Source organism: bacterium (assembly GCA_017744355.1).
Lineage (GTDB): Bacteria > Cyanobacteriota > Sericytochromatia > S15B-MN24 > UBA4093 > JAGIBK01.
Map to the genome: position 1 here is coordinate 95,432 of JAGIBK010000007.1, position 14,535 is coordinate 109,966.

At 67.2% G+C, this 14,535-nt stretch carries 16 protein-coding genes; 8 read left to right on the forward strand and 8 right to left on the reverse strand.

The genetic code is table 11. The annotated features are described in order from the left end of the window. Positions 1–122 precede the first annotated feature (122 nt). Entirely contained in the window at positions 123–1,043 is a 921-nt protein-coding gene (locus tag J7643_16800) for a C39 family peptidase (GenBank protein MBO9542250.1), read from the forward strand. Here J7643_16800 and J7643_16805 read toward each other — a convergent pair. Next, entirely contained in the window at positions 1,040–1,687 is a 648-nt protein-coding gene (locus J7643_16805) for a ribonuclease HII (GenBank protein ID MBO9542251.1), read from the reverse strand. The two genes, J7643_16800 and J7643_16805, sit on opposite strands and share 4 nt — an antisense overlap. A gap of 183 nt (positions 1,688–1,870) precedes the next feature. Between J7643_16805 and J7643_16810 the strand changes: the two genes are divergently transcribed. Then, positions 1,871–4,543: a DEAD/DEAH box helicase gene (locus J7643_16810; GenBank protein MBO9542252.1), complete on the forward strand. Its 2,673-nt coding sequence runs from the start codon at positions 1,871–1,873 to the stop codon at positions 4,541–4,543. A 47-nt stretch (positions 4,544–4,590) separates the two neighbouring features. On the opposite strand, the gene J7643_16815 is transcribed toward J7643_16810, so the two are convergent. Further along, on the reverse strand, positions 4,591–4,734 hold the full coding sequence (locus tag J7643_16815) for a hypothetical protein (GenBank protein MBO9542253.1): 144 nt from the start codon (positions 4,732–4,734) through the stop codon (positions 4,591–4,593). A gap of 209 nt (positions 4,735–4,943) precedes the next feature. Between J7643_16815 and J7643_16820 the strand changes: the two genes are divergently transcribed. The 6 genes from J7643_16820 to J7643_16845 all read left to right on the forward strand — a co-directional run bounded on the left by J7643_16820 (position 4,944) and on the right by J7643_16845 (position 9,585). Further along, positions 4,944–5,537 (forward strand): hypothetical protein, encoded by a 594-nt coding sequence (locus J7643_16820; protein ID MBO9542254.1) that lies wholly within the window; start codon positions 4,944–4,946, stop codon positions 5,535–5,537. A 123-nt stretch (positions 5,538–5,660) separates the two neighbouring features. Beyond that, positions 5,661–6,410 (forward strand): ABC transporter permease, encoded by a 750-nt coding sequence (locus tag J7643_16825; protein ID MBO9542255.1) that lies wholly within the window; start codon positions 5,661–5,663, stop codon positions 6,408–6,410. Then, complete coding sequence (locus tag J7643_16830; GenBank protein ID MBO9542256.1) at positions 6,410–7,171, forward strand: ABC transporter permease; 762 nt, start codon at positions 6,410–6,412, stop codon at positions 7,169–7,171. The genes J7643_16825 and J7643_16830 overlap by 1 nt, the downstream gene beginning before the upstream one ends. A gap of 9 nt (positions 7,172–7,180) precedes the next feature. Further along, entirely contained in the window at positions 7,181–7,984 is an 804-nt protein-coding gene (locus J7643_16835) for an ABC transporter ATP-binding protein (protein MBO9542257.1), read from the forward strand. Positions 7,985–8,002: 18 nt separating this feature from the next. Next, positions 8,003–9,031, forward strand: coding sequence for an MCE family protein (locus J7643_16840; GenBank protein MBO9542258.1), 1,029 nt, complete (start codon positions 8,003–8,005; stop codon positions 9,029–9,031). A 113-nt stretch (positions 9,032–9,144) separates the two neighbouring features. Then, positions 9,145–9,585, forward strand: coding sequence for a hypothetical protein (locus J7643_16845; protein MBO9542259.1), 441 nt, complete (start codon positions 9,145–9,147; stop codon positions 9,583–9,585). A gap of 1 nt (position 9,586) precedes the next feature. Here the strand turns inward: J7643_16845 and J7643_16850 are convergent, their stop codons facing one another. The 6 genes from J7643_16850 to J7643_16875 all read right to left on the reverse strand — a co-directional run bounded on the left by J7643_16850 (position 9,587) and on the right by J7643_16875 (position 14,470). Then, positions 9,587–9,829 carry a hypothetical protein gene (locus tag J7643_16850; protein ID MBO9542260.1) on the reverse strand — a complete coding sequence of 81 codons (243 nt, stop codon included), beginning with the start codon at positions 9,827–9,829 and terminating at the stop codon, positions 9,587–9,589. Between the two features lie 98 nt (positions 9,830–9,927). Continuing rightward, positions 9,928–10,758, reverse strand: coding sequence for a type II secretion system F family protein (locus J7643_16855; GenBank protein ID MBO9542261.1), 831 nt, complete (start codon positions 10,756–10,758; stop codon positions 9,928–9,930). 96 nt (positions 10,759–10,854) lie between these two features. Next, on the reverse strand, positions 10,855–11,739 hold the full coding sequence (locus J7643_16860; GenBank protein ID MBO9542262.1) for a type II secretion system F family protein: 885 nt from the start codon (positions 11,737–11,739) through the stop codon (positions 10,855–10,857). 4 nt (positions 11,740–11,743) lie between these two features. Then, a complete protein-coding gene (locus J7643_16865; protein MBO9542263.1) occupies positions 11,744–12,925 on the reverse strand; it encodes a hypothetical protein in 1,182 nt (393 codons plus the stop codon). Further along, positions 12,922–13,578 carry a hypothetical protein gene (locus J7643_16870; protein ID MBO9542264.1) on the reverse strand — a complete coding sequence of 219 codons (657 nt, stop codon included), beginning with the start codon at positions 13,576–13,578 and terminating at the stop codon, positions 12,922–12,924. Before J7643_16870 ends, J7643_16865 begins: the two co-directional genes overlap by 4 nt. Positions 13,579–13,684: 106 nt before the next feature. Next, positions 13,685–14,470, reverse strand: a complete 786-nt coding sequence (locus J7643_16875; GenBank protein MBO9542265.1) for an alpha/beta hydrolase — start codon at positions 14,468–14,470, stop codon at positions 13,685–13,687. Positions 14,471–14,535 lie beyond the last annotated feature (65 nt).

The window sequence follows — 14,535 nt, forward strand, 5'->3', positions numbered from 1 at the left end:
CCCGGAAGCGTCAAGCGTTTCCTTGTGATTAAGGCAATGCTAGCTGAATCTTAATCAATGGATTACCGATTCTCCGCCCTGGCATCCGATAGATTGGAAAGGCCAAGCCATGGGGGGAAACCATGTCGACCATTCAAGCATTTTCACAAGTAGCAAGGTTGCATGCCGCTCGCACCGCCGCACCGACGAGTGCGGTAGGGGCTCCTGCGTCGCCCACCTACGACGCCCTGCTCGATCGGCTTCATCTGCACCAGGCGCCTGTCCAGCCGGCTCCGAGCCAGGCGGAGATGATCCAGCCTTCGACGGGCCTGAAGCAGATGTTCAAGAAGCTCGACACCCTGGTCGATCGCCTGGGCGAGGCCCTGAAGCCCAAGCCGAAGCCCGAGGCCGAGAAGAAGCCGCCGGCTCAGTCCAAGCCGGCGCCGAAGCCCGCTGAAAAGCCGAAGCCGGCCCCCAAGCCTGCCGAGAAGCCGAAACCGGCGCCGCAGCCCGCGCCTAAGCCGGCCGTCAAGCCGAACGTCGGCAACAACACCTTCGTCTCCCAGTACCGCAGCACCTCGAACGTTAACGAGGATGCCTCACGTGCCAACGGCAACTGCGGCCCGGCGAGCCTGACCATCGTCGCGGAGGCCTTCGGCAAGCGCAGCGTCACGCCTGGCAACGCCAACGCCGCCATCGAGGACTCCCGTCGCCGGATGGGGGCGGGCACGAGCAACTCCAGCGAGTACAGCGGCACGAGCTATGAGCAGCTCGTCCGGGGCGCCAAGAGCTACGGCCTGGACGCCGACGTCCTGTACGGCGGCCTGGACAAGCTGAAGGCCGAGCTGGCCAAGGGCCGCCTCGTCATCGCGCACCTGCGCCCCAGCTACCTCAACCCGAACTCCACCTCGGGGCACTACACGGTCGTGACCAAGGTGGCCGACGGCCGCGTCTACATGCACGACCCGGCCAACGCGAGCGGCCCCATGTCGATCTCGGAAGCCCAGTTCAAGAAGTCACAGGCCCAGCGCGGCGCCTACGGCTTGATCTCCCTCAAGGCCTAGGGCCAGAGACGAAGCTGCAGGTCGCGGCAGGGGCCGAAGCTTCTGCGGTGCTGCGGGGTGAGGCCGTGCTCGGCGATCGCCGCCAGGTGCTCGGCGGTCGGGTACCCCTTGTGCCGATCGAAGCCGTAGGCGGGATATTGGCGGTGCAGCGCGATCATCTGGGCGTCGCGGTGGACCTTGGCAATCACCGCCGCAGCGGCGATGGACATGGATCGCGCGTCCCCCTTGACCAGTGCCTCTTGCTTGGTCCGAATCCCCCGGATCGCCATGTGCCCGTCCACCAGGAGCCGGTCGGGTTTGAGGGTCTTGCGCACCCGGCGCAGGGCGCGGGCCATGGCCTCGTGCGAGGCTGAGAGGATGTTGAGGCGATCGATCTCCTCGGGGGAGCACTCAGCGATCGCCCAGGCGAGCGCGACCTCCTTGACCACCGCGGCGAAGTGCTCACGGCGCGCCTCGCTCAGCTTCTTGGAGTCGGTCAGGCCCGTGAGACGTACTTTTACTGCTTCGAAGTCGGGATGATCGGGCCCCGGTAGTACCACGCAGGCGGCCACCACCGCTCCTACCAGGGGACCGCGCCCCACCTCGTCCAGGCCGGCCAGGTGGCGATCGCCCCTGCCCCACCAGCTTTCCTCGATGCTCCACATGGTCTCGCGCATAGCGGCCATTTTAGAGCATCTCACAAAACCAGGCATGTGTTGATCACTGGGCGCCGTGGGCGCCTGAGCGGAACAGTTTTGTTCGACGCTCTTAACGTATTGCCCGAAAGATGGCTTGGCGTGCGGGAGAGCGCGTGTTACACTGCGCAAAAACTTGAGAAAGGCGCGCCCATGACCATGCCCGCTACGGACCCCAAGGCGCTCGTCGCCGCCTTCGCCAGGACCCAGAAGTTCCCGCTCGACCCCTTCCAGATCGAGGCGATGGAGGCCCTCGCGAGCGGGCGCTCCGTGCTGGTCTCGGCCCCCACCGGCTCGGGCAAGACGGTCGTCGCCGAGTTCGCCGTCTTCCTGGCGCTCGAATCCAAGACGCGCTGCATCTACACCACCCCGCTCAAGGCCCTCTCCAACCAGAAGTACCGCGACCTCAAGGCGGCCCTGCCGGGCCAGGTCGGCCTCATCACGGGTGACGTGGTGCTCGAGCCCGAGGCGCCGGTGCTCATCATGACCACCGAAATCTTGCGCAACATCCTGCACGCGGACCCCACGCGGGTGGAGGACGTGTCGCACGTGGTCCTGGACGAGGCGCACTACCTGGGCAGCGAGGGCCGCGGGACGGTCTGGGAGGAGACGATCGTCTTCCTCAACAAGCACACCTCGGTCACGGCCCTGTCGGCCACCATCCCCAACGCCGAAGAGCTCGCCACCTGGGTCGGTACGGTCCACAAGCCCATGCAGGTGGTCTACCACGCCGAGCGCCCGGTGCCCCTCGAAAGCTACGTGGCTTCCCCCAACGTCAAGAAGCTCTTCACCTCGACGGGCAAGCTCGCGGTCAAGCGCTTCGGCGACGACGAGGGCTGGGTGGCGCCGCCCGAACCGGTCGAGGTGGTCAAGGATCTCCAGAACAAGGAGATGCTGCCTGCGATCTACTTCGTCTTCAGCCGTTTGGGCTGCGAAGAGCAGGCGCGGGACGTGATCAACGCGGACCTGATGCTGACCACCCCCGAGGAGCGCAAGCGGATCCGGCACATGGTCGAGGCGGCGGTCCGGCAGACGCCGGGGATGCTCGGCTCCCATGCCACCAAGAAGTGGCTGGACCTCTTGCCTTACGGGGTCGCCCCGCACCACGCGGGCCTCTTGCCGCCGCTCAAGTACCTGATCGAGCGCCTCTTCCAGCGGGCGCTCATCAAGGTGGTCTTCGCCACCGAGACCCTGGCCGCGGGCATCAACATGCCCGCTCGAACGGTGGTGCTTTCGAGCGTCATCAAGCGCACCGACGAAGGCCACCGGGTGCTGACCGTCTCCGAGTTCCAGCAGATGATGGGCCGCGCCGGCCGCCGGGGCATGGACGAGGTGGGCTACGGGGTGGTCGTGTCGAGCCACCGCTACTCGCCCATGGAGATCGGCCACCTGGCGACGAGCCAGGCCGAGCCCCTCAAGAGCCGCTTCGCCCTCAACTTCAACATGGTGGCGAACCTGACCCACCGCTACGAGCCGGATCAGGCGCGCAAGATCGTCGAGCAGAGCTTTGCCCAGTTCCAGAGCTCGGGGGCGGTCGCGAGCCTCTTCGACCGCAAGCGCCGCACCCAGGAGCGCCTCGAAGCGCTCGACGAGCGCTGCCCCTTCGACGAGGCCAAGGAGCGCGTGGATCTGCTGGATCGCCTCAAGCTCTTGCGCAACGACCGTGAGAGCCTGCGCAAGCGCCTCGCGGGGATGGAGAGCTCCCGGCAGTACACGTCGCGCCAGTCGGCCACCTCGCAGCTGCTCAAGGCGTCTTTTGGAAGCTGGGTGCTGGTCCACCCGCCCGGGGCCACTTCGCCCGAGCTTGGGGTCCTGCTAGACGTGCAGACGGTCAAGAGCGGCGACGTGCACTACTCGGTGCTGCTCGAAACCCCCTCGATCACGCGCCTGGGTGGCCGACACCTGGTCATGGTGCTGCCGGGCGAGCCCGTGACGACCATCCCCGAAGAGGTGGTGGTCAAGGCCGGGCGCATCAGCTACCTCCAGCAGCACACCCCCGGGGATTACCGGCCGACCTGGCACGAATGGATCGAGCGCAGCGGCCTTGACCTCGAGGCGATGGTCAAGCCCATTACCGAGCCGCCCGAGATCTTCAAGGCCAAGGCGAAGCTCAAGGAGGTCACCCAGGAGCTGGAGCGCTTCCCTTGCAGCAGCTGCAAGGTCCGCAAGGCCTGCCAGGAATCGGTGCGCGATCGCCGCATCCTCGGCCAGGAGATCGGGCGCTTCAACAAGGAGATCGACGTCCTCCACTCCAACCACTGGCGCGGCTTCTTGAAGCTGGTGCGCTTCCTGGAGGAGACGGGCTTCTTGCGCGGGCGAGAGCTCTTGGCGCGTGGGCAGGCCCTTACGAGCGTGCGGACCACGAACGAATTGGTGGCGGCCGAGGCCCTCGCTTCAGGGATGCTGGAGGGCCTGGAGCCCGTGAAGCTCGCAGCGGCGACGAGCGCCCTGGTGGCCGAGCCGGTGCGCGGTCGCCAGAGCTGGCGCGGCCTGAAGTTCGATCCTGAGCTGCACATCCTGTTCGAGCGCCTGGCCAAGGATGCCAAGCGCCTCGCCAAGCGGATGCTTGAGCTGGAGATCGAGCAACCCATCTACCTGGTGCCCGACTACGTGGGGCTTACCCAGGCATGGGCCGAAGGGCTGGAGTGGGGGCCGATCATCGAGGCCTCGGGGATTGACGAGGGGCAGCTCGTCCGCCACCTGCGCCAGGTGATCGACATGCTCCAGCAGTTCCGCGAGATCCCGGGGCTGGGCGAGACCTTCCGCGCCAGGGCGCGAGAGGCCGCCGAGCTACTGGACCGCGACATCGTGAAGGAAGTCTTCTAAGGACCGCGAAACCATCCCCCGAGCCCTCAACAGGGCTCGGGGGATTTTTAATAGGGCATCCCCCAGCGCATGAACGTGCGCACGGCATAAAGGGCCACGAAGGTCCAGGCGATCGCAAAGGCGTTGTCTTGTACCAGCGGTGGGGCGGTGCGCACGAGCTGATCCAGCCATCCCCCCAGTTGAGTGAACACGGGAACACCTCCTCTCGGCTTTTCTTCAGGCTATCCTGGATCGGTTGAAAGCAAGTATCCGTGCGGTTTCGAGGAGATTTCATCCGTGTCCTTGGATTAATCTTAGATGAGAGTTAACGTGGAATTAACTTCATGCCCGCAAGATCTCCCGCCCAACAGTCCAAATACTGTTAAGAGCAAGTGAGTTTGGGTTTCACGGGAGGTTACCAATGAGCACGTTCCGCAAGCACGCCATCCTCTTGGTCGTCGGCGCCCTGGCCTTCAGCATGGCCACCGGCTGCAGCCGCACCCCCACCGGCGTCGATGACGGCCTGGGCGATGATCAGGGCAGCGTCTACGATCCCGGCACCGGCGGCGGCAACACCTACGATCCCGGCACCGGCTACAACCCCGGCACCGGCAACGGCGGCGGCATCTACAACCCCGGCACCGGCACCGGCGGCTACCCCAGCGCTCAGGTCATCGCCTCGGTCTCCAGCCAGGAGATGGACAAGCCCTGGTACCTCCCCTTCGGGACCGAGCGCATCAAGAGCGCCAAGATCCAGGTCCAGAACCCCGGCACCAGCGCCGCTTCGGGCAAGGTCACCGTCACCTTCTCCTGGAAGGGCGAGCAGACCGAGACCAAGGACATCACCTTCAACGTCGCCGCCGGCCAGTCGGCCACCCTCGACGTCACGCCCAGCAAGAAGGCCAACGAGATCTCCGTCGCCACCAGCACCGACGGCGGCTACGGCGCCGGCACCGGCACCGGCTACAACAACGGCTACAACAGCGGGACCGGCACCGGTTACAACGGTTACTAATCGACTCGCTCAACCACTCCCAACCCAACTGCTCTTCGACAAGGCCCGGGCAACCGCCCGGGCCTTGTCGCGTGCGTGGACGGCCCTTGTTGCAGGCTAACGGATGATGGTAGGATGGGGCCCATGCGCAACTTCTTGGCCGTCGTCGGCGGGATGGGCCGCTTTCTCGGCGAGATTGCCGCCGCGATCGCCACTCCCCCCTTCTTCTTTGCTGAAACCCGCCGCGCCCTGCACGCGGTCGCTTTTCAGTGCCTGATCCCAGTGCTGGCCATCATGACGGCCGTCGGGATGATCGGCGCGCTCCAGGGCCTGGCCGTCATCCGCATCTTCGGAGCCGACCACGTCCTCTCCAGCCTCTTGGCCGAGTCGATCCTGCGCGAGATGGCCCCGAGCCTCGGCGCCATCATGATCGCCGCTCAGGCGGGGACCGCCATCGCCGGCGAGATCGGCACCATGCGCGTGAAAGAGGAGATCGACGCCCTCGGGGTGATGGCGGTGCCGCCCATCAAGTTCGTGGTCGTGCCGCGCCTCATCGCCCTGGTCGTCGCCTGCCCCCTCATCAGCCTCTTCGGCAGCTTGGCGGGCATGCTGGGCGGCTACCTGGTGGCCGTCGGCCTCAAGGGCGTCACCAAGGGCGTCTTCGTCGGCAACCTGCTCGAGTTCGTCCACATGAACGTCATCCTGGGCGGCATGCTCAAGAGCGTGGTCTTCGGCGCCCTGATCGGCCTCATCGCCTGCTACTACGGCTACAACGTCACGGGCGGCGCCCAGGGCGTGGGCAAGGCCTCCAACAAGACGGTCGTCCATGCGATCGTGGCCATCGCCATCTCCAACTACTTCATCACCACTCTGTTGCTCAAGGTGATCGGCTGATGGCGAGCTTGCTTTCCAAGGGCGTCGGGGTCCTGGCCGAGGTCGGATCCATCGTGCGCTTCCTGGGCCTGGTACTGAAGGCCGCCGTCCGCCGCGCGCCGAGCCCTTCGCTCGTCATCGAGCAGATGATCAAGATCGGCCTCGAGAGCTTCCCGGTCATCATGGCCATCTGCGCCTTCGTCGGCTCCAACATCGTGCTGGTGGGCTACTACGCCTTCCAGCGTTTCGGCGGCCAGGACATGGTGGGCGCCTATTCCGGCTTGATGTGCCTGCGCGAGTTCGCCCCCATCATCGTGGGGGCCATGATGGCCGCCAAGCCCGGCACCGACATGACCGCGACCATCGCCACCATGCGCATCCGCGAGCAGATCGACGCCCTTGAGGTCATGTCGGTCAACCCCTTCTGGTTCCTGATGGTCCCGCGCTTCCTCGCCTTCATCCTGGTCGCCCCTTGCCTCATCGTCTTCGCCTCGATCGCGGCGATCGCCGCGGGCTACGTGGTCGCGGTCTTCCAGCTCGGCGTCAATGGGGGCACCTTCGTCGCGGACCTCACCCGCTACTTGACGGCGACCGATCTGTGGTGCGCCATGTTGAAGGGGATCATCTTCGCCACGCTGACCTGTCTGGTCGCCTGCTACTACGGCTTCAACTCGGCCCCCGGTCCCCAGGGGGTCAGCCGCGCCATCAACCGAACGGTGGTGGTGGTCGCCACGATCATCGTCATCGTCAACTACTTCCTGTCAGAAGCCTTGTTTGGGTAAAGAAGGACTATGGCCACCGAACAGTCAAACGCCATCTCGGGCTCCGGGCCGCTGCCGCAAGACAGCATCGTCGAGTTCCGCAACGTCCACAAGGCCTTCGGCAAGCAGAAGGTGCTGGATGACGTGACGCTGCGCATCGAGCGCGGCAAGACGACCGTCATCATCGGCCCTTCGGGCACCGGCAAGTCGGTCTTCATCAAGCTCTTGGTCGGCCTTCTCAAGCCGGACCAGGGCGGGATTCTGGTGGACGGCCAGGACCTGACCCAGCTCAAGGAGAAGGACCTCTACGAGGTCCGCAAGAAGTTCGGGATGCTGTTCCAGGACGGCGCCCTCTTCGACTCCATGAACGTGGGCGACAACGTGGCCTTCCCCCTGCGCCAGCACACCAAGAAGAGCGAGAAGGAGATCCGCGCCATCGTCGCGGCCAAGCTCGCCCAGGTGGGCCTGCCCGGTGTCGAGCACAAGTTCCCCTCGGAGCTCTCGGGCGGCATGCGCAAGCGCGTGGGCATCGCCCGGGCGATCGCCCTCGAGCCCGAGATCGTGCTGTTCGACGAGCCCAACTCGGGCCTGGACCCGGTCATGTCCGATGCGATCGACAAGCTGATCCTTCGCATGCAGCGCGAGCTGGGCCTGACCTTCATCGTCATCAGCCACGACATCCCCGGCACCTTCCAGATCGCCGACCGGATCGCCATGCTCTACAAGAGCAAGCTCATCGCCTACGGCGCGGCGGACAAGCTGAAGGAGTCGGACAACCCCATCCTCCGGCAGTTCTTCGACCGCAGCGCGGACGGCCCCATCCAAGTCGTGTAACAAGTAGGTAGGAGTTAAATGGAACGCAAGCTCTGGAACGACGTGGCCCTCGGGGCCTTCATCCTCGCGGCGCTGGGTCTCTTGGCCTACATGTCCGTGGCGGTGGGCGGCCTCAAGCTCGGCAAGGCGATCATCGTGACGGCCAAGTTCGACAACGCGGCGGGCCTCGTCAAGGACGGCGCGGTCATGATCGCGGGCGTGAACGTGGGCTCGGTCGAGTCCCTCTCGGTCGCCCACGACAAGGCGCTCGTCAAGCTGCGCCTCAAGACCGACGCCGACATCCGCCAGGACGTGAAGGCGGCCATCCGCATGAAGAGCCTCCTGGGCGAGAAGTACATCGAGCTTCTGCCCCAGTCCGAGAGCGCCCCCCTGCTCAAGGACGGTGAGACCATCGGTCAGACCGACGTGCCGGTCGAGGTGGACGAGCTGATGAAGTACGTGGGCCCGGTCCTCAAGGACGTGGACCCCAAGGACCTCTCGAGCATCGTTCACAGCCTCGCGACCACCTTGGGCGGCCGCGGCGAGTCCATGGGCAAGACCCTCGACACCGCGGGCAACACCCTCGCCACCCTCGATCGCATCTTGACCAAGAACGAGGACAAGCTGGCGCACATGATCGACAGCCTGGATCGCACGGCTGACGCCGCGCCGAGCCTCATCAACCGCCTCGATCGCATGACCTCTGACCTGGAGCCCGCCACCAAGGCCCTGGGCAAGCGCGGTCCCGACCTCCTGGCGCGCCTGGACCGTGCGAGCGTCGAGCTCGCCCCCACTGTGACCGCGCTCGGCAAGAAGGGCCCCGCCCTCATCGACCACGCGGACCAGACCCTGGTCGCGCTGGATCCGACTCTCACCAAGCTCCCCAAGACCCTGGACGCCCTCGAGCCCTCGCTCAGCCGCCTGCCCAAGACCCTGGACACCCTGGACAAGCTCGTGAATCGCCTCGATGCGACCCTGGGCAAGCTGGACCCGATCCTGGACCAGACCAAGGGCCGCGAGCTCGTCGAGAAGGATGGCTCGCTCAAGGTCAAGGCGCGTCTCTTCTAGAATTTGACCGAGATCACACTCTGAATGTGAGTGGCGGCGCCAAAAGCGCCGCCACTTGCCGTATAATAGCCAGCAACCTGAACACTTTTCGGACCTTGCGTCCAGGAGGCCCCGTGAACAACCCGTCGAGCCTGCCCGTCCCGGCCACCAAACAAGCCACCGTGCCGGTTGTGCCGCAGCGGCGGCGGGTACCGATCGAGACCCTGCACTTCGGTGCCCTGCTCATCGCCCGGCGGATCATCGACGCCCACCAGCTCGACGAGGCGCTCCGGGTGCAGGCGTCGAGCCCCTATCTGCGGATCGGCGAGATCCTCCTGGGCCTCGGCTTCATCTCCTTCGCGCAGCTCAAGAGCACCCTCGAGGACCAGTACCAGGACATCAAGCTGGGCGATACCCTGATGAAGCTCGGCCTGGTCTCCCTCGAGCAGATCGGGACGGCCCTCGAAACCCAGGAGCGCACGGGCGATCGCCTCGCACCGGTCCTGATCGACATGGGGGCCTGCACCGAGGCGCAGATCTACCGCGCCCTCTCCGTGCAGGAAGGCAAGGCCTAGCCTAGCGCGAAGCCGCCTGCAGGATGGCGTCGAGGATGGCGTCGGCGAGCTCGCGGTAGTAGACCTGGACCTCCGGGTAGTGGCCGTTGGCGCTGGCCGGGAAGAGCAGCAGGACGACCTTGTTGTCGGGCGTGCGCTCGAAGCTCCAGGTGAGCATCTGGTGCTTGTCGCCGTGCTCGTAGCTCAGGACCCCGCAGAAGCTCATGCCATCTTGTCGTTCGACGATCACGCGATCGATATCCATTCCGCCTCCGTTGCCGTGTGGCCAAGGACTGGGTGCGTGGCGCGTCCTGGGCATGAAGTGCGGCCCATTCTATCTCCGCGCCGACTCCCCCGGAAGGCTTACCTGGCACCGAGGGCGATCGCCATCAGCGGGCCGAAGCAGGTCACGATGATCCCCAGCATGAGGGTGATGGCGCGCTTGGCGCGATCGCGCTTCTTCTTGAGCCACTCGCCCTGCAACGCCAGGGAGCACTCCCGTAGCTGGGTGCGCAGGGCGGCCGCGTCGTCGCGCGAGGCGAGGACCGCTCCGACCATCCGGTGCAGCTCGGGCACGTCGCAGCGCTGCGCCAGGGCGACCAGCGCCTCCTGGCGGGTGTGGCCGAGGCGGGTCTCCTGCAGGTAGCGGAACAGCTCGTTCTTGAGGGTGCGATCGCCCTTTCCCTTCTCGCGCACCACGTTGCCCAGGGCCGATTCGAAGCTGACCCCCACCTCGACCAGGCAAACGATGCGGTCCAAGAGGGCCGGCACCGACCATGCGATGGCTTCTTTGCGGCGCTGGAGGCGCCCCTCCATGTAGCCCCCCAGCAGGTACCACCCGAGCAGTGCCAGGGAGCCGCCGCCCACCACCCCCCAGGTGGTGCCCGAGCGGTCCATCAGCCACCAGCCGTAGCCGATCCCGAGGGTCAGAGCGAGCGAGGCCATCATCAGGCTGACGCTCAGCGAGCGCCGGGCGGTCCGCGCCATCCCACGCCAGATCTTCCGAGGCTCGAAGGCCTCCGACACCCAGGTGGCGATCAGGGCCCAGCGTCCCCCGCGGCCCGCGAATTCGGCGTCGTCCTCCAGCAGCCCCAGGCGCCGCGCGACCACCCGTCGGCGACGCAGGGCGCGCTCGAAGGCGAGGACCGTGACGCCCGCCGTCACGGTGAGGATCGAAAGCACGATGGCCAGCATGGCTTGCACCCCCATTACGTGCGTCCAACAAAACCAGGCATGTGTCGTGTCTGGCCGCCGTTGGCGGCTCCAAGGAACAGTTTTGTCGGACGCACGTTACCCTCCCCGTCCGAGGCCCACGCACACCCGGTTGATGGCGAGGGTCCCCGCGCAGAACAGGCCGAGGATCACGACCTTGAGCAGGCTGAGCCCCTCCGGCCTCGCGAGGGGCTCGATGGCGACCACGGCTACCGGCACCACCAGGACCCAGGCCAAGAGGCGCACCGAACGCTCGATTCGCCCGGCCTCTTGCCGGCTCTGGTGGCGACCGGCGAGTACTTCGTGAACGTTGAAGAGGGCAGCGGCCAGGCGCTGGCCCCGATCCTGGGGAACCGAGAGGGCGGTTGCGACCATCTCGGCCTCGGGCACCGGGTTGCGGCGGGCGAAGGCCAAGAAGGCGTGCTCTTCGGTAGCGCCGGCGGTGATCGCTGCGTGGATCAGGGCGAACTCCCGGGCGATCCCGCGCGGGGCCTGCTGCGCGACGGCCTCGAGGGCCCCGAAGAAGGAGTTGGTGTCGCGCAGGTGGTTCGCCATGATGTGCAGGGCGACGGGCATCTGCTGCGAGACATGCGAGAGCCGGCGCTGACGCCGCCACCAGCCGAGGCCGAGCATCCAGGCCAGCACCAGGGCGCCGCAGGCGATGGCGCGCTGGGGCCCCCAGGCCCAGGCCGAGACCCCCAGGGCCGCGGCGAGGGCCACGATGGGCGCCACGAAGCGCAGCCACCTGGCCTGCAGGCTCCGGCGCTGCTTGCGCCGCGCCTTGGCGCGCCGCCGCTCCTGGATCTTGCGGGTCTGGGGCGAGTCGAGGGGGACGAGCCCGGGGCCCGCCGCTTCGAGCGCTCCCAGCCGCGAGCGGACCAGCCGCGCGCCGTGGTGCGGCACGAACCACAGGACGACGAGCGCCAGGATCGTGGCGCCGAAGAAGACGAAGACGTAGTTCATGGCCCTAGGCCCCGAAACCGGTCGCGGGGCCCTTCTTGATCCAGGCGATGAACTGCTCCAAGGGGTTGGCGGCCTTGAGCTGGACCAGCGCCCGGGTCTGAGGCTCGGTGAAAGAAGCGATCAAGCGATCGAGATCCCGCGCGAACGCGCCGCGCGGCTCGGCCTGGAGCATGGGGACGCCCTGGTTGATAGCGCTGCGGGCGCCCACGGGATCGGCCTGGAGCTGGAAGTCGATCCCGCGGCGCAGGATCTTGCCAGCCTCTTGGCGGCTCACGTCGCTCTTCTCGCCCCAGGCGACGAGCTCGAAGCGCGCGGTGTCCAGGCGATCCTCGCGCCACTGGGCGAGGTCCCGCTGGAGGGCGCGGATGTGCGCGATGTCGAGGAACATGGGCACGTAGACCCGGTCCGAGAGCTCCAGGATGACCCGGTTGATCGCGCGCAGGGCCGGGTGGCTGTCCACCACCACCCAGGCGTCACGCTGGCGCAGCAGGTGCACGAGGTTCCGCAGCTTCTCGGGGGCCTCCTCGCGATCGCCCTTGGTCCACCCCAGCAGCTTGATGCCCGTCGGGTGGGGGCAGAGAGCCCCGTCGAGCCGGCCGCCCGCGAGCACCGAGGCGATCCCCTGCGGGGGCTGGAGGTTGAGGAAGAGGTCCAGATCCCCATGGAAGCAGGCGCCGTCCACCAGGATGGTCTCGCGGCCGGTAGCGCGGAAGAGGGCGATCGCGAGGTTGACCGCGAGCGTCGAGCGCCCCGCTCCGCCCTTGGGGCTGTAGCAGGCGATGACCTTGCCGGGGTGCGGCCCGTCGTCCAGGCCCTCGGGGACCGTTTCGGGAGCGGCGAGCCGCTCCAGGAGCTGGATGAGCGAGGCCCGCTCCTCGGTGGGCACGAAGTCGCTCACGCCGGCCTGCATCAAGGCGAGGCGGCTGGCCTCGTCCTCGGGGGTCCCTAGCGCCACCACCTTGGCCCATGGGGCCACCGTCTGGAGCCTGCGCGCGGTGCCGAGGGTATCCTCGCTGATGCCGACCAGGACCAGGTCGGGCTGGCAGAGCGAGGCGAAGTGGATCCCCGCCTCGCCTTCGTGCACCTCGCCGATCAGCTGACAGTTCTCGAGGTTGCGGATGTCCGCCCGGTGTCGGTCCCGGATCCCGTCGTCAGCGAGCAGCAGAGTGCGCAGGGGCTTGTTCATGAGCGGCCTCCTTGGCGTTTGGGGGTCGGGGCCTGGCGAAACTCGACCTGGAGCTCTTCGCCTTCCATGGTGAAGACCACGTCCCCGGGCTGCGAATGACGGATGATGATGCGCTTGGGCGCCGGTGGCTCAGCCTGTTTGCTCGTTGGGTGTTTTGCCGCTTTCGACGTGGAAGGGGCGGCCTTGATGGGGGGCGACTTCGTGGGGGCTGGCGAGGCGGCGCTCGTCCCTTTTGCCGAAGGAGACTTGACCACCGGCGGGGGGCTTGCGCTCGGGGAAACCTTGACCGCGGTGGACGGGCTCGCGGGGCTCGGAGTGGCCTTGACCATCGCCGAGGGACTCGCCGGGATCGACGGGCTGGCCTTGGGGGTCGCCGAGACGCTCGCCGCCGGCGACGGCTTCACGGCAAGCGAAGGGCTCGCGGGGGGCGCCTGCGTCGGGACGGCGACGCTGTGGGTGGCGGCAAGGGCGTGAGAGGCGGTGGCGATGGGGGACGGCCGGGGCGAGGCCGCCGCCACGCTGGGGGTTGCCTCTTGAATGCTTGCGGCCGAGCTCTCGGCGAGGGTGATGCCGTCCGCCTTCTGCGAGACGTACAGCACGCTCGAAGCGGCCAAGCCGCAGCAAACGGCGATCGCGAATCTGAACGGGGTCATGCCCATGGCCGGAACCTCCTGTGTCCCGGGCACCATACCCCCCGACTCTTGCGCGCAGATCGCCCTTAGGTTACGCGCGGATGAACGAAGGCTTGAGCCTTTTGCCTCAGGGGCCGGTCGCTGCCGAAGGAGCGATCGCCTCCAGCAGGGCCGCCGTCGCCTCGACGATCTGGCGCTGTTGCTCCTCGCGCGAGAGGGTCGCTTCCAGATCGCCGGCCTGCGCTCCGTACCAGCCGAATTGCGCGTGGTTGCCTCCTTCGAGCGACACGAAGCGGGTATCGGTGGGTAGCCAACGCGCCGAGTCGCGGACGGCCTCGGGCTTTGAGCGGCCGTCGCGGGTGCCCCAGATCGAGACGACCTTGAGCCCGCTCGACTTCAGGTCCGTGCCTGAGGCCGGATACGACGCCCAGAAGACGAGCCCCTTGAGCTTTTCCGAATGCTCGGCGGCGTACGAGGCCGCGGCCACGCCGCCGAGCGAGTGCCCGCCGATGGCCCAGGCCGTGATCTCGGGGTGGCGCCGGATGATGTCGTCGGCCGCGTTGCCGTTGAAGAGAGAGAAGCCGAAAGGCATGCTCGCGAGGATCACCCGGTGGCCGCGCTGGGCGAGCGCGCGCGCGGCTGGGGCGTAGGCGCGCGGGTCCACCGAGGCCCCCGGGTAGAGGATGAGCCCCGTGCGGGGCGAACCGGTCGCGGGCGAGAGGACGATCTCCTGCTCGGAGTCGACGCGCACCTCGGCCGTGGAGCGCAGGGCCTCACGGGCCTCGGCCATCACCGGGACGAGAAACCATTTCTGGCCCGCTTTCACGGGGTCCGAGGGCTGGACCCCGCACGCGGCCAGCAGCATGGGGAAGAGGAGCAGGGGGATGATGCGGTGCGACGCTGGGATCGACATGGCAGCCTCACGAGCGTGGGGGGTCGTGGTACTTATAGTAGCAGCCCCTCGCCCCTCGACAGAGA